General features: G+C 73.8%; 18 protein-coding genes and 1 riboswitch. Of the genes, 8 read left to right on the forward strand and 10 right to left on the reverse strand.

Translation table 11 applies throughout. The features are described from left to right. The first annotated feature begins 18 nt into the window (after nucleotides 1-18). A complete protein-coding gene (locus KGD84_RS21190) occupies nucleotides 19-1272 on the forward strand; it encodes an arginine deiminase (RefSeq protein WP_220562132.1) in 1254 nt (417 codons plus the stop codon). A 178-nt stretch (nucleotides 1273-1450) separates the two neighbouring features. On the opposite strand, the gene KGD84_RS21195 is transcribed toward KGD84_RS21190, so the two are convergent. From KGD84_RS21195 to KGD84_RS21205, 3 genes are all read right to left on the reverse strand, one after another. Then, nucleotides 1451-2233 (reverse strand): SDR family NAD(P)-dependent oxidoreductase, encoded by a 783-nt coding sequence (locus KGD84_RS21195; protein ID WP_220562133.1) that lies wholly within the window; start codon nucleotides 2231-2233, stop codon nucleotides 1451-1453. Nucleotides 2234-2355: 122 nt separating this feature from the next. After that, nucleotides 2356-4125, reverse strand: coding sequence for a proteasome ATPase (gene arc, locus KGD84_RS21200; RefSeq protein ID WP_220562134.1), 1770 nt, complete (start codon nucleotides 4123-4125; stop codon nucleotides 2356-2358). A 402-nt stretch (nucleotides 4126-4527) separates the two neighbouring features. Continuing rightward, nucleotides 4528-5538 carry a tRNA (adenine-N1)-methyltransferase gene (locus KGD84_RS21205; protein WP_255646721.1) on the reverse strand — a complete coding sequence of 337 codons (1011 nt, stop codon included), beginning with the start codon at nucleotides 5536-5538 and terminating at the stop codon, nucleotides 4528-4530. A gap of 192 nt (nucleotides 5539-5730) precedes the next feature. Here KGD84_RS21205 and ppgK point away from each other — a divergent pair, with 192 nt between their 5' ends. Further along, complete coding sequence (ppgK, locus tag KGD84_RS21210; RefSeq protein WP_220562135.1) at nucleotides 5731-6507, forward strand: polyphosphate--glucose phosphotransferase; 777 nt, start codon at nucleotides 5731-5733, stop codon at nucleotides 6505-6507. Nucleotides 6508-6905: 398 nt separating this feature from the next. Here the strand turns inward: ppgK and KGD84_RS21215 are convergent, their stop codons facing one another. Further along, nucleotides 6906-7208 carry a hypothetical protein gene (locus KGD84_RS21215; protein WP_370634555.1) on the reverse strand — a complete coding sequence of 101 codons (303 nt, stop codon included), beginning with the start codon at nucleotides 7206-7208 and terminating at the stop codon, nucleotides 6906-6908. A gap of 377 nt (nucleotides 7209-7585) precedes the next feature. Between KGD84_RS21215 and KGD84_RS21220 the strand changes: the two genes are divergently transcribed. Beyond that, nucleotides 7586-8839 (forward strand): helix-turn-helix domain-containing protein, encoded by a 1254-nt coding sequence (locus tag KGD84_RS21220; protein WP_220565894.1) that lies wholly within the window; start codon nucleotides 7586-7588, stop codon nucleotides 8837-8839. 21 nt (nucleotides 8840-8860) lie between these two features. After that, nucleotides 8861-9334, forward strand: a complete 474-nt coding sequence (locus KGD84_RS21225) for a hypothetical protein (RefSeq protein ID WP_220562136.1) — start codon at nucleotides 8861-8863, stop codon at nucleotides 9332-9334. Between the two features lie 48 nt (nucleotides 9335-9382). Here the strand turns inward: KGD84_RS21225 and KGD84_RS21230 are convergent, their stop codons facing one another. Further along, nucleotides 9383-10447 carry a site-2 protease family protein gene (locus tag KGD84_RS21230; RefSeq protein WP_220565895.1) on the reverse strand — a complete coding sequence of 355 codons (1065 nt, stop codon included), beginning with the start codon at nucleotides 10445-10447 and terminating at the stop codon, nucleotides 9383-9385. A 184-nt stretch (nucleotides 10448-10631) separates the two neighbouring features. Here KGD84_RS21230 and KGD84_RS21235 point away from each other — a divergent pair, with 184 nt between their 5' ends. From KGD84_RS21235 to KGD84_RS21250, 4 genes are all read left to right on the forward strand, one after another. Continuing rightward, entirely contained in the window at nucleotides 10632-11450 is an 819-nt protein-coding gene (locus tag KGD84_RS21235) for a RecB family exonuclease (protein ID WP_220562137.1), read from the forward strand. A 49-nt stretch (nucleotides 11451-11499) separates the two neighbouring features. After that, complete coding sequence (locus KGD84_RS21240) at nucleotides 11500-12183, forward strand: response regulator (RefSeq protein ID WP_220562138.1); 684 nt, start codon at nucleotides 11500-11502, stop codon at nucleotides 12181-12183. 198 nt (nucleotides 12184-12381) lie between these two features. Beyond that, entirely contained in the window at nucleotides 12382-13809 is a 1428-nt protein-coding gene (locus tag KGD84_RS21245; protein WP_255646722.1) for a threonine/serine exporter family protein, read from the forward strand. Nucleotides 13810-13988: 179 nt separating this feature from the next. Next, entirely contained in the window at nucleotides 13989-14180 is a 192-nt protein-coding gene (locus tag KGD84_RS21250) for a DUF5999 family protein (RefSeq protein ID WP_220562139.1), read from the forward strand. Nucleotides 14181-14296: 116 nt separating this feature from the next. Here the strand turns inward: KGD84_RS21250 and KGD84_RS21255 are convergent, their stop codons facing one another. The 5 genes from KGD84_RS21255 to KGD84_RS21275 all read right to left on the reverse strand — a co-directional run bounded on the left by KGD84_RS21255 (nucleotide 14297) and on the right by KGD84_RS21275 (nucleotide 22847). After that, nucleotides 14297-15529 (reverse strand): FAD dependent oxidoreductase family protein, encoded by a 1233-nt coding sequence (locus tag KGD84_RS21255; RefSeq protein WP_220562140.1) that lies wholly within the window; start codon nucleotides 15527-15529, stop codon nucleotides 14297-14299. 231 nt (nucleotides 15530-15760) lie between these two features. After that, complete coding sequence (gene gcvP, locus KGD84_RS21260; protein ID WP_220562141.1) at nucleotides 15761-18652, reverse strand: aminomethyl-transferring glycine dehydrogenase; 2892 nt, start codon at nucleotides 18650-18652, stop codon at nucleotides 15761-15763. Nucleotides 18653-18750: 98 nt separating this feature from the next. Continuing rightward, nucleotides 18751-18842: riboswitch (glycine riboswitch) on the reverse strand. Nucleotides 18843-19270: 428 nt separating this feature from the next. Further along, complete coding sequence (locus KGD84_RS21265; protein ID WP_220562142.1) at nucleotides 19271-20914, reverse strand: glycoside hydrolase family 13 protein; 1644 nt, start codon at nucleotides 20912-20914, stop codon at nucleotides 19271-19273. Between the two features lie 40 nt (nucleotides 20915-20954). Beyond that, on the reverse strand, nucleotides 20955-21878 hold the full coding sequence (locus tag KGD84_RS21270) for a carbohydrate ABC transporter permease (protein ID WP_220562143.1): 924 nt from the start codon (nucleotides 21876-21878) through the stop codon (nucleotides 20955-20957). Nucleotides 21879-21899: 21 nt separating this feature from the next. Further along, nucleotides 21900-22847, reverse strand: a complete 948-nt coding sequence (locus KGD84_RS21275; RefSeq protein WP_220562144.1) for a carbohydrate ABC transporter permease — start codon at nucleotides 22845-22847, stop codon at nucleotides 21900-21902. Nucleotides 22848-22856: the final 9 nt, after the last annotated feature.

Consider the following 22856-nt stretch of genomic DNA (forward strand, 5'->3'; position numbering starts at 1 on the left):
CTCCGAAGGGACTCCGCCATGCCCGACACCGCCCCGCCGCCGCACGGCGTCCACTCCGAGGTGGGCCGCCTGCGCAAGGTCCTGGTCTGCTCACCCGGGCTCGCCCACCGCCGCCTCACCCCGACCAACGCCGCGGACCTGCTCTTCGACGACGTCATGTGGGTGGACAGCGCCCTGCGCCATCACGAGGAGTTCGTCGCCGCGCTGCGCGGCCGCGGCGTCGAGGTCGTCGAGCTCCACGACCTGCTCGCCCGGACCCTGGCCGTGCCCGGGGCCCGCTCCTGGCTGCTGGACCGCAAGATCACCCCGAACGAGGTCGGGACCGGCCTGATCGAGGGCACCCGCGCCTTCCTGGAGTCCCTGGACCCCCGCGGCCTCGCCGAGCTCCTCATCGGCGGCATGGCCGCCGACGACCTGCCCGAGGAGTACCGCTCGCCCTACCTCGCGCTCGCCCAGGAGTCCACCGGCGGCCGCGAGTACCTCATGCCGCCGCTGCCCAACACCCTCTACACCCGCGACACCACCTGCTGGCTCTACGAGGGCGTCACGCTCAACCCGCTCTACTGGCCCGCCCGCCGCGACGAGACCCTGCTGATGAAGGCCGTGTACCGGTTCCACCCGGACTTCGCCGGGGACACCGTCTGGTGGGGCGACCCCGAGCTCCCCTGGGGCCAGGCCACCTTCGAGGGCGGCGACGTCATGCCCGTGGGCGACGGGGTCGTGCTCATGGGCATGAGCGAGCGCACCTCGCGCCAGGCCGTCACGCAGGTCGCCGCGGCGCTGTTCTCCGCCGGGGCCGCCCGCCGGGTCATCGTGGCGGGCATGCCCAGGCTGCGCGCCGCCATGCACCTGGACACCGTGCTGACCTTCGTGGACCGCGACGTGGTCACCCTCTACCCGCGCATCATGGACGCGGTGCACACCTTCTCGCTGTACCCGTCCGACCGCGCCCCGGGCGTGGAGGTGGTGGACGAGGGCGCCCGGGCGTTCACGGACGTGGTGGCGAAGGCGCTGGGGCTGTCCGCGCTGCGGACCATCGAGACCGGCGGCGACGTCTACGCCTCCGAGCGCCAGCAGTGGGACAGCGCCAACAACGCGGTCGCCGTGGAGCCGGGCGTGGTCTTCACCTACGACCGCAACACCCAGACCAACGCGCTGCTGCGCGCGGCGGGCATCGAGGTCCTGCCGATCGTCGGCGCCGAACTGGGCCGGGGGCGCGGCGGCGGCCACTGCATGACCTGCCCCCTGGTCCGCGACCCCGTGGACTTCTGACCGGGCCGTACCCGGCCGCCGGACGCGGCCTGAACACGGAGGGGGCCGGCCGGTCGCCCGGTCGGCCCCCTCCGTCGTCCTCTCAGGCGTGGTCGTCACAGGTACCGGCCGGTGCCGGCCGCCGTCGCAGGCGGCCCGCCCCGCGTCGGCGGCGGACGGACCCCGGTGGCCGACACGGTCACAGGGCGTGCCCGCCGGCGACCTGGAGAACCTGTCCGGTGACCCATCGCGCTTGGTACGAGGCCAGGTACACCACCGCGTCGGCGATGTCCTGCGGCTCGCCCACCCTGCCCATCGGCACGATCCCCTTCGCCCGGGCCAGGAGGTCCTCGTCCATCCAGCCGGTCTGGACGGGCCCCGGGGCGACGGCGTTCACCCGGATGCCGCGGGCCGCCAGGTCCAGTGCGGTGGACCGGGTGAGCGCCTCCAGCGCCCCCTTGGACGTCCCGTAGCCGGTCTGGCCGGGGAAGGCCCGCGCGGCATCGGTGGTGATGTTGACGACGCACAACGGGTCTTCCGCACGGTGCAGCCGCGCCACCTCGGCGGTGAGGAGCGCGGGGGCGATGGCGTTCACCCGGTAGTGGCGGTCCAGCGACGCGGCGGTCAGCGTGTCGACGGTGTCCGGCGTCTCGCAGTGGGCGGCGTTGTTGACCAGGACGTTGATCGCGCCGGCCCGGGCCGCGACCTCGCGCACCAGCCGGGAGGCCGCCTCCGGTTCGGACAGGTCGGCGGCGACGGCGAAGGCGCCGTTGCCGAGTTCCTCCGCGAGCCCGTCCGCCTCCTCCGCGGCGGGGGTGATGTGCGCCCATTCGGTGCCCGCCGGGGCGGGGGGATCCTGGGCGAGGTAGTGGATCGCGACGCGCGCCCCCTGGGCCGCGAAAGCGCGGCCGATCGCCGCGCCGATATTGCCGGAACCGCCGGTCACCAGGACGTTCCGGCCGGCGAGGCGGGTATCGATCATCGTGTCTCCTCGTCGGAAAGGTGTCGGCACCCCGCTGACACGGAGCCCGGGGACCACCGGCACGGGAGGGGGCCGACCGGAAGTCCGGTCGGCCCCCTCTGTCGTCCTCGGAGGTGCGGTCGTTACAGGTACTGGCCGGTGTTGGCCACCGTGTCGATGCTCCGCCCGGAGTCCGCGCCCTTCTTGCCCGTGACGAGGGTCCGGATGTAGACGATGCGCTCGCCCTTCTTTCCGGAGATCCGCGCCCAGTCGTCGGGGTTGGTGGTGTTGGGCAGGTCCTCGTTCTCGCTGAACTCGTCGACGCACGCCTGGAGCAGGTGCGCGACCCGGATCCCCTTGGAGTCGTGGTCGATGAAGTCCTTGATGGCCATCTTCTTGGCCCGCGAGACGATGTTCTCGATCATGGCGCCGGAGTTGAAGTCCTTGAAGTACAGGACCTCCTTGTCACCGTTGGCGTAGGTGACCTCCAGGAACCGGTTCTCCTCGCCCTCGGTGTACATCCGCTCCACGACCGTCTGGATCATGGCGTCCACCGTGGCCTTGGTCGACCCGCCGTGCTCGGCCATGTCGTCCTCGTGCAGCGGCAGGTCCTCGGTGATGTACTTCGCGAAGATGTCCCGGGCCGCCTCGGCGTCGGGCCGCTCGATCTTGATCTTGACGTCCAGGCGGCCGGGCCGCAGGATCGCCGGGTCGATCATGTCCTCGCGGTTGGAGGCGCCGATGACGATGACGTTCTCCAGGCCCTCGACACCGTCGATCTCGCTCAGCAGCTGCGGGACGATGGTGTTCTCCACGTCGGAGGACACGCCCGATCCGCGGGTGCGGAAGATCGAGTCCATCTCGTCGAAGAAGACGATGACCGGCGTGCCCTCGGAGGCCTTCTCCCGGGCCCGCTGGAAGACCAGGCGGATGTGCCGCTCGGTCTCGCCGACGTACTTGTTGAGCAGCTCCGGGCCCTTGATGTTGAGGAAGAAGCTCTTGCCCACGTCGCGGCCGGTGCGCTCGGCGACCTGTTTGGCCAGCGAGTTGGCGACCGCCTTGGCGATGAGCGTCTTGCCGCAGCCGGGCGGGCCGTACAGCAGCACGCCCTTGGGCGCGCGCAGCTTGTGCTCGCGGAACAGGTCCTTGTGCAGGTAGGGCAGCTCGACCGCGTCGCGGATGAGCTCGATCTGCCCGGACAGGCCGCCGATGTCGGTGTAGGCGATGTCGGGGACCTCCTCGAGGATGAGCTCCTCGACCTCCGACTTGGGGATGCGCTCGTACACGTACCCCGAGCGCGGCTCCAGCAGCAGGGAGTCCCCGGGCCGGATCGGCTCGTCGCGCAGCGGGTCCGCCAGGCGGACGATGCGCTCCTCGTCGTGGTGCGAGATCACGAGGGCGCGCTCGCCGTCCTCGAGGATCTCCTTGAGCATCACGACCTCGCCGACCGTCTCGAAGGACTCCACCTCGACGACGTTGAAGGCCTCGTTGAGCATGACCTCCTGGCCGGGACGCAGCTCGTCCAGGTCCACGGAGGGGCTCACGTTGACCCGCATCTTGCGGCCGTTGGTGAAGATCTCGACGGTCTCGTCGTCGCGCCCGCCCAGGAAGACGCCGAAGCCGGACGGCGGCTGCGCCAGCCGGTCGACCTCCTCCTTCAGGGCCACGATCTGCTCGCGGGCCTCCTTGAGAGTGGAGACCAGCCGCTCGTTCTGGCCGTTGGCCGCCGCCAGGTTGGCCTGGGCCTCCCTGAGGCGCTCCTCGAGGAGGCGTACATGTCGGGGCGAGTCGGCGAGCTTGCGCCGGACCACGCTGAGTTCCTTTTCCATGTAGGAGACCTGGGCCGTGAGTTCAGCGACTTCACGGTCCCGGTCGCTCTGACGCTCGTCGTCGCGCTCGGCCACGTCCGCCACCTCCCTTTAGAAGGACGACTACTCGGGAGCGTACCTACCCCTGCCCTATTCCTAACCTCCCAGCCCTGACGAGTGTCGTAGGCCTCATTTCAAGACCTTGCGTCACCGCAGGTCAGGCTGCTAGAGGATGACCCGACGTAATGAGAAAGTAACCTCTCGGTCGGGGCCGGGTCACGCTTCGGCCCCTTGACGGCGCGGCGGCGCCGTGCACGTCGCCGGGGATGAAACGGACATGTTTACGGTACTCGAGCGCCGGGGAGCGCCCCGGGACGCCTTTTCCGGAAACGCGACGGCCCGCCCGGAGACGTGCTCCGGACGGGCCGTGCCGCGGTTCCGCCCGCCGCCCCGCCGGGGCCGCGGGGCGTCCCGCGGCCGGTGCGGTCGGCGCGGCCCCGCGCGGGGTCACTCCGCGGCGGTGTCCTGGGCGGGGGTGTCCTGTGTGGGGGCCTCCTGGACGGCTGGCTCCCGCTCCGCCCCGGCGGCGGGCGCGACCTCCGCGGCGGGCGCGGCCTCGGGGGCCGCGGCGCCGCCGCCCGCGGCCGCGCGGGCCGCCTCGTAGTCCTGGCCGTAGGCGCCCTTGGCCGGGCGGCGGCGGCGCTCGGGCGCCTCCACCCCGTCGGCCAGGCGGCGGGCCACCACCAGGAACCCGGTGTGCCCGATCATGCGGTGGTCCGGGCGCACCGCCAGGCCCTCCACGTGCCAGGTCCGCAGCATGGTCTCCCACGAGCGCGGCTCGTAGAACCGCTCGTCCTCGCGCAGCTCCTCCACCACGCGAGAGAGCTGGGTGGTGGTGGCGACGTAGCAGCACAGCAGGCCGCCGGGGATGAGCGCCCCCGCCACGGCGTCCAGGCACTCCCAGGGGGCCAGCATGTCCAGGAACACGCGGTCCACGTCGGTCTCGTCGAGCTCCTCGACGAGGTCGCCGACGGTCAGCTTCCACGCGGGGTGCGGGCCGCCGTAGAACCGCTCGACGTTCTTGCGGGCGATCTCGGCGAAGTCGGCGCGGCGCTCGTAGGAGTGCACCATGCCCTTCTCCCCCACCGCGCGCAGCAGCCAGCTGGACATGGCGCCGGACCCGGCGCCGGCCTCCACGACGCGCGCGCCGGGGAAGATGTCGGCCTCCACCAGGACCTGGGCGGCGTCCTTGGGGTAGACGATGGTCGCCCCGCGCTTCATCGACAGGGTGTAGTCGATCAGCAGGGGGCGCAGCGCCACATAGGCGGTACCGGTGTTGGAGCGCACGACGCTGCCCTCGGGCCGGCCGATGAGGTCGGAGTGCTCGACCTTGCCCTTGTGGGAGTGGAAGGTGCCCCCTTCGTGGAGGGTGATCGTGTGCATGCGCCCCTTGGGGTCGGTCAACTGCACGGTGTCACCGTCGGTGAAGGGACCACGGCGGCCATGGATACCGGTCAACGTCGCTCTCGTCTTCCCAGATTCGGTTCGGTCGGGGCGATCGTCCAGCGTATCGGTCCGCCGACACCACCTGGGCCCGTCCGCGGCGGGCGGACACGCGCCGGCCCCGTGTGCGAAGCCCCGCCCGTCAGGGCAGTATCAGCCCAGCGGGCCGATCTGCTCGCCTGAGCACGGACACGGAGACGAGGACCCATGTCAGAGCCGACCACCGGGCTGGGGATCGACATCGGCGGCAGCGGCATCAAGGGGGCCCCGGTCGACCTGACCACCGGGGAGTTCCTCGAGGACCGCCTGAAGATCCTCACGCCCCACCACGCCGGACCCGAGGAGGTCGCCGAGATCGTCGGCGAGATCGCCGCGCACTTCCCCCTGGCGGACGCTCCTCCCCTGGGCGTCACCTTCCCGGGCGTGGTGCAGAACGGTGTGGTGCGCACCGCCGCCAACCTGCACAAGAGCTGGATCGGCACCGACGCGCGGGCGCTGTTCGCCCGGGTCACCGGCCGGCCGGTGCGGCTGCTCAACGACGCCGACGCCGCGGCGGTGGCCGAGGCCCGCTACGGGGCCGCCAAGGGGGTGTCGGGCGTGGTGCTGATGACCACCCTGGGCACGGGGATCGGCACGGCGCTGGTGGTGGACGGGCACCTGGTGCCCAACACCGAGTTCGGGCACCTGGAGATCGACGGCCACGACGCCGAGACCAAGGCGTCCTCGGGCGCCAAGGAGCGCGAGGGCCTGTCCTACCACGAGTGGGCCCACAAGCGCCTGCAGAGGTACTACCGGGTGGTGGAGGACCTGCTGTGGCCGGACCTGATCGTGGTCGGGGGCGGTGTGAGCCGCAAGTCGGACAAGTTCCTGCCGCTGCTGGACATCCGAACCCCGATCGTCCCGGCCGAGCTGCGCAACACGGCGGGCATCGTGGGCGCGGCGCTGGCGGCCCACGGCCCCGGGGCGGCGCTCCCGGGCGCCTGACGCCCCGGCCCGCGCCTCGGACGGGGGCGGTGGCGCGCCCCGGCCGCAAAGGGGAAGGGGCCGGGGCGCGCCCCGTCGTGAACCGCCCGGGGGCGCGGGGCGGGACCGCCGCGGCACGGGGGACCGTGCCGGCGGTCGTCGTGCTCCGGCCACGGGGGAGGTGCGGCCGGAACACTTCCGGACCCGGCCCGGCCGCGGAGGGACTGCGGTCGGGACGTTCCGGTCTCCCCGCCGGGTCCGGGCGCGGGGGGCGCGGTCCGGGGGCGGGGCGGTCGGGCGGGCGGGGCCGGGCGGCCCCGCACAGAGGGAGACTGGGTTCCGGGGAAGCCCATGCACCGCCCGCCCTGGGGCGCGGGCCGGGTCCGCGCCCCGGGGGGCGCGGTGCGGACCGCGCGGTCTCAGGTACGGTCCAGGGCCCCCAGGATGCGGCGGACCGCCTCGGAGGTCCGTGTGGCCGGGGACAGGGGCACCCCCGCCAGCGGCCGGGGCTCCCCCGGCCACCGCATCCACCACCACAGGTCGCCCCGGTGCGGCCGGAGCAGCGCGTGCTGCGGTCCGGCGTGCACGATCCCGTGCACCCCGTCCTCACGGGCCTCCACCCCGTGCGAGCGCAGTTCCGCGGCCAGCCCGCGCAGCACGAGGTCGATCTCGCCCGGACACCGCATGTCCGGGTCACCCGCCGGTGGGGTATCGACGGTCACTCAGGCCTCCCCTGTGGTCGCCAACGACGTTCCCACTCTGCCCCACCGCCGGGACCGGAAAAGCACGCCTATGCGGATCACGCATGAGCGGTTATGCGTGCCCCTCCCGGGGAAGGCCGCACCCTCCCGGAGAACACCCCCGGAACACAATGAAAGCCGACAGAAGGTTTTTATCGCCCTTATCCCAACAACCCATGCCACAAGGCGCGGAGCGCTCACCTAAGAACGTTAGAACGGGGTTGTGAGAAGCCACGAAAAACCGCGATCCCGGGCTTTACCCGGTACCGCCGGACCGAACACGGCCACCTCCGGCACCGCGAATCCCTAATCTGAACTCCATGTCCCAACTTCCACCGGACCTGTGGTCCCGGCCGCGCATCGCGGCCGCCCTGGCCACCTGCGACATGGCGACCGTCATCGAGGGGGTGCGCACCGCCCGCGGCTGGTCCCAGGGCGACCTGGCGCGCGCCGTCGCCTACTCCCAGAGCTGGGTCTCCCGGGTCGTCAACGGCCAGCAGTCGCTCACCGTCACCCAGGTGCACGACCTGGCCCGGCGTCTGGACATCCCGCTGCACCTGCTGCGCTTCGACGGCACCCTGCCGCTCGACGCCGACGAGGACCCGGCGCCCGCGCCCGCCCCGGCGGCCGCCCGCGCCGCCGACGCCGGTGCCGCCTTCGGCATCCCGCCCGAGGGCGGCCACGCCGCCGTCGACGAGACGACCGCGCCCGCGCTGCGCTCCATCACCGGCGGCCAGCGCCGCATGGACTCCACCTCGCCCGCCCGCGACCTGCTGCCCAGCGCCGTGGCCCACGTGCACCTGGCCGAGCGGATGCTCCTCAAGGCCCGCGGCACCGCCCACCACTCCGCCGTCAGCGCCGCCGCCAGCGAGGCCTCCGGGTTCGCCGCCTGGCTGCACGCCGACCAGGGCGACATGGGGTCGGCCCGCATGCACTACCGCACCGCCGTCATCCGCGCCCGCCAGGCCGGGATGCGCCTGCTCGACGTGTACATGCTCGGCTCCCTGGCCGCCTTCGAGATCGACACCGCGGAGGACCCCGAACTGGGCCTGGGCCTGGTCCAGGAGGCCGAGCACGTCCTGGGCCCCTCCGCGCACCCCACCGCCCGCGCCTGGCTGGCCTGCGTGGGGGCGCTGGCCCACGCCGGCATCGGCGACCGCTCCGCCGCGGCCCACGCCATCGGCCGCGCCGAGAAGGAGATCTCCCGCTCGGGCAACGTCAACCCGCCCTGGCCCTGGGTGTTCGCCTTCGACCAGGCCAAGGTCTCCGGCTACCGCGCCCTGGTGGGGGTGCGCCTGCGGCGCCCGCACGACGCCCGCGACGCCTTCGCCGAGGCGTCCGGCCCCCAGGGGCGGGGCGCCAAGCAGGCCGCCGTGCTCAAGGTCGAGCTGGCCGCGGCGCACGCCGAGGCGGGCGACGTCGACGAGGCGTTCCGACTGGCCGTGGAGGCCCTGGAGACCGGGACCCGGTTCGGCTCGGCCCGGGTCGTGGACCGCGTCCGCTCGTTCAGACGGCGCTACAGAGGGCCGCAGGCCGCGTGTGTCCGAGACCTCGACGACCGCCTCGCACTGCTCGTGAACGCCGTCCCTGCATCTGGGTACAAAGGCGGCTAAACGAACAGCAGGGAGGGTGACGTGATCCGCATCGGCATCACCGGCCATCGCAACCTGACCCCCGGTGTGGGCGACGCCGTCGCCGCCCTCATCGACTCGCACCTGGAACCCTACGGATGCGACCTGGTGGGCCTCTCCTGCCTGGCCGACGGGGCCGACACCCTGTTCGCCGCCGCAGTCCTGGACGCCGGGGCCCCGCTCGAGGCGATCGTGCCCGCCCGGGAGTACCGCGACGGGCTCCCCGCCGGACACCACCCGCTCTACGACCGCCTGCTCGCCCAGGCCGTCCTCGTCCACACGCTGCCGCACGTGGAGTCCACGCCCCGGGCGCACCTGGAGGCGGGCCGCCTCCTGGTGGAACGCTGCGACCAGCTCGTCGCGGTGTGGGACGGCGAGCCCGCCCGCGGCCCCGGCGGCACCGCCGACATCGTCGCCTACGCCCGCTCCCTGCACCGCCCGGTGTCCGTCCTGTGGCCCGAGGGCGCCCGCAGGTGAGGGCGGCGGGCGGGGAGGGGCGGGGGCGGCGTCACGGCGCCGCCCGGCTCACTCCCGGCCGGACATGGCCGCGTTGACGTCGGCGGCGCGCAGCACCCCGTGCACCGCGCCGTCGGCGTCCACCACCAGGTACTCCGGAAGCGGATGGGAGGTCAGGCGCTCCAGCATCTCCTCCCCCTCCAGGTCCAGCGGGAGCACCGAGTGGGCGGTCAGCGCCCGCGCCACCTCCGCCACGGGCACCCACGCCCGCCGCGCGTCGGTGACCTCCGCGGCCAGCCCGGGATGCACCACCGCCGTCGGCGTGCCCTCGGAGTCGGTCACCACCAGGGCCGTCGCCCCGATCACCGCGGCCCGCCGCTCGGCCTCGGCCAGCGGGGTGTCGGCCGGGACCGCCAGCGCCGCCCGTGCCAGGTCGCGGACCCGCAGCCCCGGCACCCGCGAGCGCACCCGCGCGGCCCGCAGGGAGTCGGTGGCCCCCATCCACATGAACCCGCCCAGCACCAGGCCCCAGACCGTGCCCCACGGGTTGAGGGCGCCGGCGGCCCACCCCAGCAGCAGCGGCACCGCCACCACCACCAGGGCCAGCACCCGGCCGCCCCAGGCCGCCGCCACGCTGCCCGCCAGCGGCCGCCCGGTCAGCTTCCACACCGCGGCCCGCACCAGCCGCCCGCCGTCCAGCGGCAGCCCCGGCAGCAGGTTGAACACACCCACCAGCAGGTTGGCCACCCACAGCTGGAACAGCAGCTCGCCCACCACCGAGAACGGGTCCGCCAGCCGGAACAGCCCGTACGCCCCGGCCGCGATCAGCAGGGAGAACAGCGGTCCCGCGAACGCGATCCAGAACTCCCGCCCCGGCGTGGGCGCCTCCTTCTCGATCTCGGAGACCCCGCCCAGCACGTACAGCACGATCCGCCGCACCGGCAGCCCGTACCGCCGGGCCACCACCGAGTGCGCCAGCTCGTGCACCAGCACCGACGCGTACAGCAGCAGCGCGAACACGAACGCCATCGCATAGGAGAACACCGACGGCAGGGCCAGGCGGTCCTGCACGATCCCGCCGTACACCAGGGTGATGAGGACCGCCACCACCCACCAGGACGCGGTGACGTACACGGGGACCCCGAAGGGCCGGCCCAGGAGCAGTCCGTTGGAGCGGTCGCGGGGCGCGGGACGATCGTTGCCGGTGGTCACGCCCCCAAGGTTACGGGGCCGTGCCGCGCCCGGCACGCGGGCCCGGCACCACAGGGCCTGCGCGCACGGGTGTCGTCTGTCACGCCCTTCTCATAGGCTCACGTGTATGACCACCGTGCTCCTGCCGTCCGCGCTCTCGCCCTCCCGGGCGTCGGACTTCCTCCAGTGCCCGCTGCTCTTCCGGTTCCGCACCATCGACCGGCTCCCGGAGGCACCGAGCGCGGCGGCCCTGCGCGGCACCCTGGTCCACGCCTGCCTGGAGCGCCTGTACGAGCTGCCCGCCGAGACCCGCACCCCCCGCACCGCGATCGGCCTGGTCGACCCCCAGTGGAACAGGCTCCGGGAGAAGCGCCCCGAGGTGGAGTCGCTGTTCGCCGACGAGGCCGCCCGCGACGCCTGGCTGGAGTCCGCCCGCGACCTGGTCCGCCGCTACTTCGACCTGGAGAACCCCACCGCCCTGGAACCGCGCGAGCGCGAGATGCGCATCTCGGTGGAGCTGCCCACCGGCCTGCGGCTGCGCGGCTACGTCGACCGCCTCGACGTGGCCCCCGACGGGCGCATCCGCGTCGTCGACTACAAGACCGGCAAGTCCCCCTCCCCGCGCTTCGAGGACAAGGCCAAATTCCAGATCTTCTTCTACGCGGTGATGATCTGGCGCGACCTGGGCGTGGTCCCCACCCGGCTGCAGCTGGTCTACCTGGGCGGGGACGGGGCGATCCGCTGGTACGACCCCACCGAGGACGAGCTGCGCGCCGCCGAGGCCGAGATCTCCGACATCTGGGCCCGGATCGAGGCGGCCGGCCGCGCCGGGGTCTGGGAGCCGAAGAAGAGCAGGCTCTGCGACTGGTGCGAGCACCAGGCCATCTGCCCGGCCTTCGGCGGCACCCCTCCGCCGCTGCCCACCTCCCTGCCCCCGGGGGCCTGACGTCGCGCACCGTCCCCGCCGGGCACCCCGGATGCGGCACAATCGGCCTGTGCCCGTCTCAGTGCTGCTGGTCGACGACCAGCCCCTCGTCCGCGCCGGCTTCCGGATGATCCTGGAGGCCGCGCCGCACCTGTCGGTGGTCGGCGAGGCCTCCGACGGCCGCGAGGCGGTGGAGGCGGCCCGCAGGCTGCTGCCCGACGTCGTCCTCATGGACGTGCGCATGCCCGGCATGGACGGCGTCGAGGCCACCCGCCGCATCGTCGAGCGCTCGCGCTCCCTGGACCAGGACGTCCGGGTGCTGGTGCTCACCACCTTCGACCTCGACGAGTACGCGGTGGGCACCCTGCGGGCGGGCGCCCACGGGTTCCTGCTCAAGGACTCCCCGCCCGAGGAGCTGGTCGCGGCGGTGGAGACCGTCGCCTCCGGCGGCGCCGTGGTCTCCCCCCAGGTGCTGGAGCGGCTGCTGGCCCGGTACGCCCCGCTGCTGCCCGCCCCCGACGGCTCCGGGGACGCGGCCCCCGACCCCCTCACCGACCGCGAGCGCGAGGTGCTGCGGCTGGTCGCCCGCGGCTGGTCCAACTCCGAGATCGCCGCGCATCTGATCGTCGGCGAGACCACCGTCAAGTCGCACGTGGGCCGCATCCTCACCAAGCTCGGCCTGCGCGACCGCGTGCAGGCCGTGGTGCACGCCTACGAGAGCGGGCTGGTGCGCCCCGGGGAGCGGGACGGATGACCCCCGATCCGCCCCCGCGGCCCCCGGCGCGTTCAGCCGCACGGGCCCGTCCGGCTTGGGAGGATGATCCGGTGATCGAACTCACCGGTACCCGGTCCCCGGGCGGGCGAACCCGAGCCGACGGGCCCGCGTCCCCTGAAGGGGTCGTGAACACCGGGTCGACCGCCGCCGGGCGGCGGCGGGAAGGGGAGGACGGACATGGGGGACAAGCGGGGCCGCCCGCCGTCGGGTGAGGACCGCATGCTCAGCCGGATGCGCGACTGGCGCGCCCGGCACGAACGCGACCTGGCCCCGGACGAGGAGGAGGACGAGCGCCCCCTCCCCGACGCCCGGGCCATCGACCTGGTGCTGCGGGTCGGCGAGCTGATGCTCGCCAGCGGGGAGGGCACCGAGGCCGTCAGCGAGGCGATGCTCAGCCTCACGGTGGCCTTCAACCTGCCCCGTTCGGAGGTGTCGGTCACCTTCACCACCATCACCCTGTCCACGCACCCGGGCGGCGACCAGCCGCCCATCACCGGCGAGCGCGTGGTGCGCCGCCGCTCCCTGGACTACTTCCGGGTCAACGAGCTCCACACGCTGGTGCAGCAGGCCGCCCTGGGCCTGCTGGAGCTGGAGGACGCCGCAGCCAGGCTGGAGCACATCCGGCGGGCCCGCATGCCCTACCCCAACTGGGTGATCGTGGTCGGGTTCGGGCTGATCGCCTCCAGCGCCAGTGTGATGATGGGCGGCGGCCTCATCGTGGCGACGGTGGCGTTCCTGGCGGCGGTGCTGGGCGACCGCACGTCGGTGTTCCTGGCCCGGCGCGGGGTCGCCGAGTTCTACCAGATGACCGCCGCGGCGATGGTCGCGGCGACCATCGGCGTGGGGCTGCTGTGGGTGAGCCACGAGCTGGAGCTGGGGCTCCAGGCGGGGGCGATCATCACCGGCAACATCATGGCGCTGCTGCCCGGGCGCCCGCTGGTGGCCAGCCTCCAGGACGGGATCAGCGGCAGCTACGTGTCGGCGGCGGCCCGGCTGCTGGAGACGTTCTTCATCCTGGGCGCGATCGTGTCCGGGGTGGGCGCGGTCGCGTACACGGCGGTGCGCCTGGGCGTGTCCATCGACCTGGACGCCCTGCCCTCGGCGGGCACCGCCATGGACCCGCCCGTACTGCTGGGCGCGGCCGGGATCGCGATCGCGTTCGCGGTGTCGCTGGCGGTGCCGCCCCGGATGCTGGTGACCATCGGCCTGCTGGGCGTGATGATCTGGGTGATCTACGCGGGCATGCGGGCGGTGTTCGAGGTGCCGCCGGTCGTGGGCACCGTCGTGGGCGCGGTGGCCGTGGGGGTGGTGGGCCACTGGCTGGCCCGGCGCACCCGCCGCCCGGTGCTGCCCTACCTGGTGCCGTCGATCGCGCCCCTGCTGCCGGGCAGCCTGCTGTACCGGGGGCTGATCGAGTTCACCCAGGGCACGGCGGTGGCGGGCCTGCTCTCGCTGGTGGAGGCGGTCATGGTCGGCCTGGCGCTGGGCGCCGGGGTGAACCTGGGCGGCGAGCTGGTGCGGGCGTTCCAGCGCGGCGGCCTGGCCGGGGCCGGGATGCGCAGCCGTCCGGCGGCGCGCCGGACCCGGGGCGGCCAGGGGTACTGACCCCGCACGATCCGGCCGAAGGTGATGCGAACCACAGGCGGTCCGCGGGTATCTCACCGTGTGAGAGCGGACGACGACACCGACCGCGTGTTTTCGCCCCGAAACGCGACAAGCATGTGATGTGAGCCACTATTCTTGGCGTCAGCTCAATGACGAGTCCCTAGCGAAAGGCCGATCCCATGTGCAGCCACGAACCCGCCTGCCCGTCCTTCGAGGACACCGACCGCGAGGCCGCGCGCGTCGTGTCCAGTCACCCGGAACAGGGCTGGAGCCTGCTCTGCAACGGCGTCGTCCTTTTCGACGACACCGGTGAGCTGCTGCCCGACGGCGCCGTCGTCGCCCCGCACCGCCCCCGCGTCCTGGCCGCCTGACCGCGAACGCCCGACCACCACCGCCCCCACCGGTCCCCCGACGGGCCGGACGAACCCCGCCCGGGAGCAGAGCCCCCGGGCGGCGGTACGCGCGGACCGCTCCGCGGCCCGCGGCCTCACAGGCCCTCGGGCCAGTCCTCGGGCAGCAGGTCGCGCTCACCGGTGGCCTCCGCCAGCCGCCGCCGCAGGTCCGCGTGCAGGCCCGGACCCCACACCAGTTCGTCGGGGGTGCGCACCGCCTGGACCAGCGCCTCCCGCAGCCGCGCCGGGTTCGCCTCCCCCTCCAGCGCGGGCAGCGCCGCCAGGGCGTGCATCCGCGTCAGCACCGCGAACAGCTCCGCCGCCAGCGCCGGCGCGCTGGCCGTGGCCACCGCCTCCGTCAGGTAGGGCTCCCACCAGGGCTCCCCGTCCTCCTCGCCCCCGTGGGCGAACCCGCGCCGCAGCCGGGCGCCGACCTCCTCTGCGGTGGCGTCCCCGAGGTCGCGCAGTCCGCCGCGCCACACCCCGGCGGCCCCCTCGGCGTCCCCGCGCAGCGCCAGCAGGCCGGCCAGCAGCTCCACGGCGGCCCCGGCGGTCGGCGGGGCGGCCGGCTCCCCGCCCTCCCCGGGCGGTTCGAGGACCGCGTCCAGGTCGGCGATGGCGTGTTCGAGGTGGGCGGCGGCGCGCAGCAGGCGCAGCTCCGGGTCCTCGGCCGCGGACAGCCCCCGGTCGGCGGCGCTCAGGGCGGCGCCCGGCGCCCCCCGGCCCAGCAGCCTCCCGGCCAGGTCCCGGGCGGCCTCGGCCACGGTCTCGGCGTGCAGCCGCTCCGCCCGCTCGGGCGGCGGGGCCAGCGCCGCCTCCCAGTGCTCCTCGGCGGCCCCGGGGTCGCCGCGCTCCTCGGCCGCGCGGGCCAGCCCGTAGTGGGCGACGGCGGCGTGCCCGGAACCGCCCAGGTCCAGCAGGCGGCGCCAGACCCGCTCGGCCTCAACGCCCTCGCCGTCCTGCTCCAGCGACAGCGCCAGGTGGTGGGCGGCCCGGGGCGCGTGCCGGGCGTCGCCCGTGTCCAGGGCCCGGCGGGCGGCGTCGCGCGCGGCGGCGGTGTCGCCGCGGCCGTCCTCGACCACGGCCAGGCCCAGCAGCGCTCGGGCCAGCACGTCCGGGGGCGGGTCGGCGGCGACGGCGCCGCGGTAGAGCTCGGCGGCGCGGTCGAGGTGGCCGCTCTCGGCCAGGTCGCGGGCCTGGTCGCACAGACCGGCCGCCTCCGACGCCGAGGGCGCGGGTCCGGCGGGGGCGTCCCGGGGGTCGACGGCCCGCGGCCGGGGGTCGACGGGGCCGCCGTGGCGTGCGGAGGGTCCGGACGTCGTGGTCATGCTGGGCGCTTTCCGGTGGGGGTCCGCGCGGTGGGACACGCGGGTGTCGCCGCAACTCTAACGCGCGCGACGGCGGCGGGAGAGGGCCGTGGGGGCCGGTGTCGCCCTTCGGGGCGCGTGTGCCCCGTGGGAGCCCGGAAGCCTCACCTTTATGTCGTAGATTTTCCTTATGTCCGAATAGGGGGCTCCGTCCGGATCCGGACGGAGCCCCCCGCGCCCTACCGGGCCGGACTACAGCTCGAAGGCCTCCGGCGGCGGGCAGGAGCACACCAGGTTCCGGTCACCGTAGGCCTGGTCGATGCGGCCCACCGGCGGCCAGTACTTGTCGCGGCGCAGCGACGGCACCGGGTAGGCGGCGTCCGCGCGGGTGTACCCGTGGGTCCACTCGTCGGCCGTGACCTCCTCCGCCGTGTGCGGGGCGTTCTTGAGCGGGTTGTCCTCGGCGTCCCACTCCCCCGCCGCCACCCTGTCGATCTCCCCGCGGATGGCGATCATCGCCTCGACGAACCGCTCCAGCTCCGCCAGGTCCTCGCTCTCGGTGGGCTCCACCATGAGCGTCCCGGCCACCGGGAACGACATCGTCGGGGCGTGGAAGCCGTAGTCCATCAGCCGCTTGGCCACGTCCTCGTTGCTGATGCCGCTCGCCTTCTGCAGCGGGCGGATGTCGATGATGCACTCGTGCGCGACCAGGCCGTCCGCGCCGGTGTAGAGCACCGGGTAGTACGGCTCCAGGCGCTTGGCCACGTAGTTCGCCGACAGCACGGCGACCTCGGTGGCGGTGCGCAGCCCCTCGCCGCCCATCATCCGCACGTACGCCCAGGAGATCGGCAGGATGCCGGCCGAGCCGAACGGCGCCGCCGACACCGGGCCCACGCCCGTGTGCGGGCCCGCCTCGGGCTGGCCCGGGTGGTTGGGCAGGAACGCCGCCAGGTGCGAGCGGACCGCGACCGGGCCCACGCCCGGGCCGCCGCCGCCGTGCGGGATGCAGAAGGTCTTGTGCAGGTTCAGGTGGCTGACGTCGGCCCCGAACTCGCCCGGCTTGGCCCAGCCCACCAGCGCGTTCAGGTTGGCGCCGTCGACGTACACCTGACCCCCGGCCTCGTGGACCAGGCGGCACACCTCGGTGATGGTGTCCTCGTACACGCCGTGCGTGGACGGGTAGGTCACCATGATCGCGGCCAGCGCGTCGGCGTGCTTCGCGATCTTGGCCTTGAGGTCGTCCACGTCGATGTTGCCGCCCTCGTCGCAGGCCACCACGGCCACGCGCATGCCCGCCATCACCGCGCTGGCGGCGTTGGTGCCGTGCGCGGAGCTGGGGATCAGGCACACGTCGCGGTGGTCGTCGCCGCGCGAGCGGTGGTAGCCGCGGATGGCCAGCAGGCCGGCGAACTCGCCCTGGGAGCCGGCGTTGGGCTGCAGGGACACCGCGTCGTAGCCGGTGATCTCGGCCAGCCAGGACTCCAGGTCGCGGATGAGCGCCACCGAGCCGGCCGCCTGGTCCAGCGGGGCCAGCGGGTGCAGGCCCGCGAACTCCGGCCAGGTGATCGACTCCATCTCAGTGGTGGCGTTGAGCTTCATGGTGCACGAGCCCAGCGGGATCATCGTGCGGTCCAGGGCCAGGTCGCGGTCCGACAGCCTGCGCATGTAGCGCAGCAGCGAGGTCTCGCTGCGGTGGGTGTTGAACACCGGGTGGTCGAGGTAGTCCACCCCGCGCGCCAGGTCCCCGGGCACGCGGTCGGCGTCCTCGTCCACGGCCACGGCGGCCTTGGGGCCGTGCCCCGCCCCGCCGAACGCCTCGGCCAGCGCGGCCAGGTCGGCGGCGGTCGTGGTCTCGTCGACGCTGACGCCGACGGTCGAGGCGTCCACGCGCAGCAGGTTGAACCCGGCGGCCAGGGCGCTCTCCACGACCCGGTCGGCGCTGGGCACCCGCACCCGCAGGGTGTCGAAGAACGCACCGTGGACCACCTCGAAGCCGCGCTCGGCCAGGGCGTCGGCCAGCGCCGCGGTGCGGGTGTGCACCTGGCGGGCGATCGCGCGCAGGCCGTGGGGGCCGTGGTAGACGGCGTACATCCCGGCCATGACGGCCAGCAGCACCTGCGCGGTGCAGATGTTGCTGGTGGCCTTCTCGCGGCGGATGTGCTGCTCGCGGGTCTGCAGGGCCAGGCGGTAGGCCGGGCGGCCCGCGGTGTCCACCGAGACGCCGACCAGGCGGCCCGGGATCTGGCGGCGCAGCTTCTCGGCGACCGACATGTAGCCGGCGTGCGGGCCGCCGAAGCCGAGGGGGACGCCGAAGCGCTGGGTGGAGCCGACGGCGATGTCCGCGCCCAGGGAGCCGGGGCTGCGCAGCAGGGTCAGCGCGAGGATGTCGGCGGCGACCACGGCCAGGGCGCCGCGCTCGTGGGCGGCGGCGATGACCGCGCCCGGGTCGCGCACCGCACCGCTGGAGGCCGGGTACTGGACCAGGACGCCGAAGGCGTCACCCTCGGGCAGGCCCCGGGAGAGGTCGGCGACGACGACCTCGATGCCCAGCGGCTCGGCGCGGGTGCGCAGCACCTGGAGGGTCTGCGGGAAGACGTCGGAGTCGACGACGAAGACGTCGGCCCTGCTCTTGGAGGCGCGGCGGGCCAGGGTCATGGCCTCGGCGGCGGCGGTGGCCTCGTCCAGCAGGGAGGCGCCGGTGACGGGCAGGCCGGTGAGGTCGGAGACCATGGTCTGGAAGTTGATGAGGGCCTCGAGGCGGCCCTGGGAGATCTCCGGCTGGTAGGGCGTGTACGCCGTGTACCAGGCCGGGTTCTCCATGATGTTGCGCAGGATCACCGGCGGGGTGAAGGTGCCGTAGTAGCCCTGGCCGATGAGGGGCTTGACGACGGTGTTGCGGTCGGCGAGCGCGCGCAGCTCCGCGAGGGTCTCGGCCTCGCCGATGGCCTCGGGCAGGTCCAGGTCCGCGCTGCGTCCGGGGGCGCTGAGGATGGACGCGGGGACGGCGGCGGCCATGAGCTCGGCGGTGGAGCCGTAGCCGACCGTCTTGAGCATCTCCTCGACGGCGCCGGGCGCGGGTCCGACGTGGCGGTCGGCGAACACCCGGGCGGGCGCGCCGGGGACGTTCACGGGCTGGTCGGACACGGAGACCTCCTGGTGACAGGGCCGATGCGGATCGGCGGTGTTCCTCACGGTCTCCCCCTCTGTCACCGGGCACGGCGGCGCCCAGGCTTCAGAGCGGCCTTCTCCGCACGGTCCGTGGTGCCTGAGAGGTTACTGGGGAGTATTGCCCCGTCGGCGCCCCTGGGTCAGGGGTCTCTCCCGCGCGGTATCGACAGCCTGCTGACGCTGTGTTCACTTGTACGGACAGGGCGAATGTCGGTTTTCATCCCTGTTGTGGTTACGACCGTACTCGATCACATCGCCACAGGCCGAGTCCCCCCGCGCGTTCCGCGCGCCTCGCGCGCCCGGGCGCAACGAGGGCCCGTGCGGCCGTCCCTCCGCACGGACCCTCCACCGTCCTCTCTCGGACGGTCCCCGGCGGGGCCTTCGCGCGGCCCCGCACTCCTCTCTCGGACAGTCGCACCGCCCCCGCCCCGAGAACACACCGTGTCCCGCATCACACCCAGACCCGGGGTGGAAAAGGGGGGAGCCCGTGCGGCCGTCCCTCCGCACGGGCTCCTTCTCCCATCCCTCTCGGACAGGGTTCGAGGAGGGCTTCGCACGGCCGTCCTCCGCACGAAGCCCTCGACTCTCACTCTTTCATCCCTCTCGGACGATCCGCAGCCACACCGCCGTGTCGGACGGCAACCGATCGCCCTCCAGGGGCCCGCTGGCCACCAGCACCCCCCGGTGCGCGGGCAGGTCCGCGGGGTCCCCGCCCAGGTTGACGACACAGGCCACGTCGCCGCGGGCGAACGCCAGCACCTCCTCGGGCGCCTCCAGCCAGCGCATCCCCGGGCCGTCGGCGGGCGGGGCGCCCAGGGCGGGTTCGGCCCGGCGCACCGCCAGCGCCCGGCGGTACAGGCGCAGCATGCCGTCGGGGTCGGCGGCCTGGGCCGCGGCGGTGCGCGCCGCCCAGCCCGCGGGCTGCGGCAGCCACGGATCGGCCGCGCCCGGCGGCCCGAACCCGAACGGCGGCCCCTCCCCCGACCACGGCAGCGGCACCCGGCAGCCGTCCCGCCCCCGGTCCGCGCCGCCCGAGCGGACGAACACCGGGTCGTCGATCAGCTCCTCCGGGACGTCCACTTCCTCCAGGCCCAACTCCTCGCCCTGGTAGACGTACACCCCGCCGGGCAGCGCCATCGCGAGCAGCGCCGCCGCCCGCGCCCGCCGGGTGCCCAGCTCCAGGTCCACGGGCTCGCCGTGGCGGCGGTCCGCGAACGAGAACCCGGTGTCCCCCGCCCTCCCGTACCGCGTGACGTGCCGGGTCACATCGTGGTTGGACAGCACCCACGTGGCGGGCGCCCCCACCGGGGCGTGCGCGGCCAGGGTCCGGTCGATGACCGCCCGCAGCGCCTTGGGCTCCCAGGGGCAGCTGAGGAAGTCGAAGTTGAACGCGCTGTGCAGCTCGTCGGCCCGCAGGTACCGGGCGAACCGCTCCGGGTCGGGCAGCCACATCTCCCCCACGAACACCCGGTCGGGCCCGTAGGACTCGGCGATCCGCCGCCACCGCCGGAACACCTCGTGCACCCCGTCGCGGTCGGAGAACGCGCTCTCGTCCCCCTCCGGGACGTCGGGCAGCCCCGGGTCCTTGACCATCCCGTCGGCCACGTCGACGCGGAACCCGTCCACCCCCCGGTCGAACCAGAACCGCAGGATCGCGTCGAACTCCTCGCGCACCCGCGGGTTCTCCCAGTTCAGGTCGGGCTGCTGCGCCGAGTACAGGTGCAGGTACCACTCCCCCGGGCTCCCGTCGGCCTCGGTGACCCGGGACCAGGCGGGGCCGCCGAACCGGGACCGCCAGTTGTTGGGCGGCAGTTCCCCGCTCTCGCCCCGGCCGGGCCGGAACCAGAACAGCGAGCGCTCGGCCGAGCCCGGCCCGGCCGCCAGCGCCTCCCGGAACCACACGTGCTCGCTGGAGCAGTGGTTGGGCACGATGTCGATGATCACCCGGATGCCGCGCTCGTGGGCGGCGGCGATGAGCCGGTCGGCCAGGTCCAGGTCGCCGTACACGGGCGCGATGTCGGTGTAGTCGGCCACGTCGTACCCGCCGTCGGCGAGCGGCGACGGGTACCACGGGCTCATCCACAGCGCGTCGACCCCCAGCTCCGCCAGGTGGTCGATCTCCCGCAGCACCCCGGCGAGGTCGCCGACGCCGTCGCCGTCGCCGTCGGCGAAGCTGCGCGGGTAGATCTGGTAGATGGCGGCGCCGCGCCACCAGTCCGGGTCGTGGTGTCCGGTCACGTTGCGGTGTCCTTGTCGTCGGAGGGGTCGGGAGGGACGGTCATCCCTTGAGCGCGCCGGCGGAGAGCCCGGCGATCACCTGGCGCTGGAACACCAGGAACAGGGCGAGCACCGGCAGGCTGGAGACGACCATCCCGGCGATGAGGAGGTTGAGCGGCATCTCGGTGGAGATCCGCGCCAGGTGGACGGTGATGGTCTGCACCAGCGGGTCCTGGAGCACCACCAGCGGCCAGACGAAGTCCTTCCAGGCGGCGACGATCGCCAGGATCGACACCACCGCCAGGATCGGCCGCGACAGCGGCAGCACGATCCGCAGCATGATCTGGGCGGGCCCGGCCCCGTCCAGCCGGGCGGCCTCCACCAGTTCGGCGGGGACGCGGTCGAAGAACTGCTTGAGCACGAACACGTTGAACGCGTTGGCGGCCATCGGCAGCCACACCGCCCAGGGCGTGTTGAGCAGGTTGACCCCGATCAGCGGCACGTCCGCGACGGTGAGGTAGGTGGGGACGAGCAGCGCGGCGGCCGGGAGCATGAGGGTCGCCAGCATCATCCCCAGGACGGCGTTGCCCAGCACGGGGCGCAGCCGCGACAGCGAGTAGGCGGCCGGCACGGCCACCCCCAGCTGGAACAGCCAGGCGCCGCCCACCACCACGAACGTGTTCCACAGGTACCGGCCCAGGTCCAGGGTCTCCCAGGCGAGGAGGTAGGTTTCGGGCCGCCACTCCTGCGGCAGCAGGGTGGGCGGGGTGCGGACCAGTTCGGCGGGGGGTTTGAGGGAGCCGCTCACCGCCAGCAGCATCGGCCCCAGGAACACCACGGTGAACAGGACGATCACCAGGAGCAGGACCACCCGGTAGCCGATCCTGCCCCGGGGGCTGTTGAGGGTGAGCGGGGAGACGAGGGTGCGCTCCCCGGTGCGCGCGGGCGGGCCGCCGCGGGCCCGCCGGGGACGGGTCGGGATCATGGCTCTCCTTCGGGGGGCGGGTCAGCGGGCGCGGGTGGCCCACAGGTACAGGGCGGAGAACACGGCCAGGACCGCGAAGAGCATGAGGCTCAGGGCCGCGGCCGCGCCGAAGTCGCCGAAGGTGAAGGCGTAGCGGTAGATGAGCAGCAGGACCGTGGTGGTGGCCCCCTCGGGTCCGCCGCCGGTGAGGATGTAGGGCTCGACGAACACCTGCATGGTCGCCACGACCTGGAGCAGCAGGAGCACGAGGATCACGAACCGCATGTGCGGGATGGTCACCGACCACACCCGCTGGAGCAGCCCGGCCCCGTCGAGTTCGGCCGCCTCGTACAGCTCGCCGGGGACGGCCTGGAGGCCGGCCAGGTAGATGAGGGTCGCGGTGCCCAGGTTGGCCCAGGTGGAGACGATGACGAGCGAGATCATCGCGGTGTCGGCGGAGTTGGTCCACTCCAGCCCGGGCAGGCCCACCGCGCGCAGCGCCCCGTTGAGCAGGCCGGGGCCGGGGTCGTAGAACCACTTCCACAGCAGCGCCGACACGATCGGCGGCAGCATCACCGGCAGGTAGACGACCAGCCGCAGGTACCCGCGGGCGTGCCTGAGCTCGTTGAGGACGAGCGCCAGCACGAACGGCAGCGCGAAGCCGAAGACCAGGGCCAGCAGGGTGAACCGCGCGGTGTTGGCCCAGGCGGTGGCGAACAGCGGGTCCTCGGCGAGGGTCCGGAAGTTCTCCAGTCCCACCCACACCGGGTCGGTGACGAAGTTGACCTGTTGGAAGGCCAGCGCGACGCCCCGGGTGACCGGATACCAGGAGAAGACGGCGAAGCAGAGGATCGCGGCGGACAGGAAGGCGTAGGCGACGGCGTTCTCGGCGACGCGGCGGCGCAGTGCCCCGGCCGGCCGGCGGGGGGCGCGGGCCGGGGTCGGCGGTGCCGGCGGCGCGGGAACGGTCGCGGTGCCGGTTTCGGGCATGGCGGGCTC

The sequence above is a fragment of the Nocardiopsis changdeensis genome (assembly GCF_018316655.1).
Classification (GTDB): Bacteria; Actinomycetota; Actinomycetes; order Streptosporangiales; family Streptosporangiaceae; genus Nocardiopsis; species Nocardiopsis changdeensis.

Excerpts from the sequence above, each read along its gene's own strand:
- KGD84_RS21255 (WP_220562140.1), bottom strand. The coding sequence starts at position 15,529 with ATGACCACGACGTCCGGACCCTCCGCACGCCACGGCGGCCCCGTCGAC.
- KGD84_RS21190 (WP_220562132.1), top strand. The coding sequence starts at position 19 with ATGCCCGACACCGCCCCGCCGCCGCACGGCGTCCACTCCGAGGTGGGC.
- KGD84_RS21195 (WP_220562133.1), bottom strand. The coding sequence starts at position 2,233 with ATGATCGATACCCGCCTCGCCGGCCGGAACGTCCTGGTGACCGGCGGT.
- KGD84_RS21275 (WP_220562144.1), bottom strand. The coding sequence starts at position 22,847 with ATGCCCGAAACCGGCACCGCGACCGTTCCCGCGCCGCCGGCACCGCCG.
- KGD84_RS21270 (WP_220562143.1), bottom strand. The coding sequence starts at position 21,878 with ATGATCCCGACCCGTCCCCGGCGGGCCCGCGGCGGCCCGCCCGCGCGC.
- KGD84_RS21245 (WP_255646722.1), top strand. The coding sequence starts at position 12,382 with ATGGGGGACAAGCGGGGCCGCCCGCCGTCGGGTGAGGACCGCATGCTC.
- KGD84_RS21235 (WP_220562137.1), top strand. The coding sequence starts at position 10,632 with ATGACCACCGTGCTCCTGCCGTCCGCGCTCTCGCCCTCCCGGGCGTCG.
- KGD84_RS21250 (WP_220562139.1), top strand. The coding sequence starts at position 13,989 with ATGTGCAGCCACGAACCCGCCTGCCCGTCCTTCGAGGACACCGACCGC.
- ppgK (WP_220562135.1), top strand. The coding sequence starts at position 5,731 with ATGTCAGAGCCGACCACCGGGCTGGGGATCGACATCGGCGGCAGCGGC.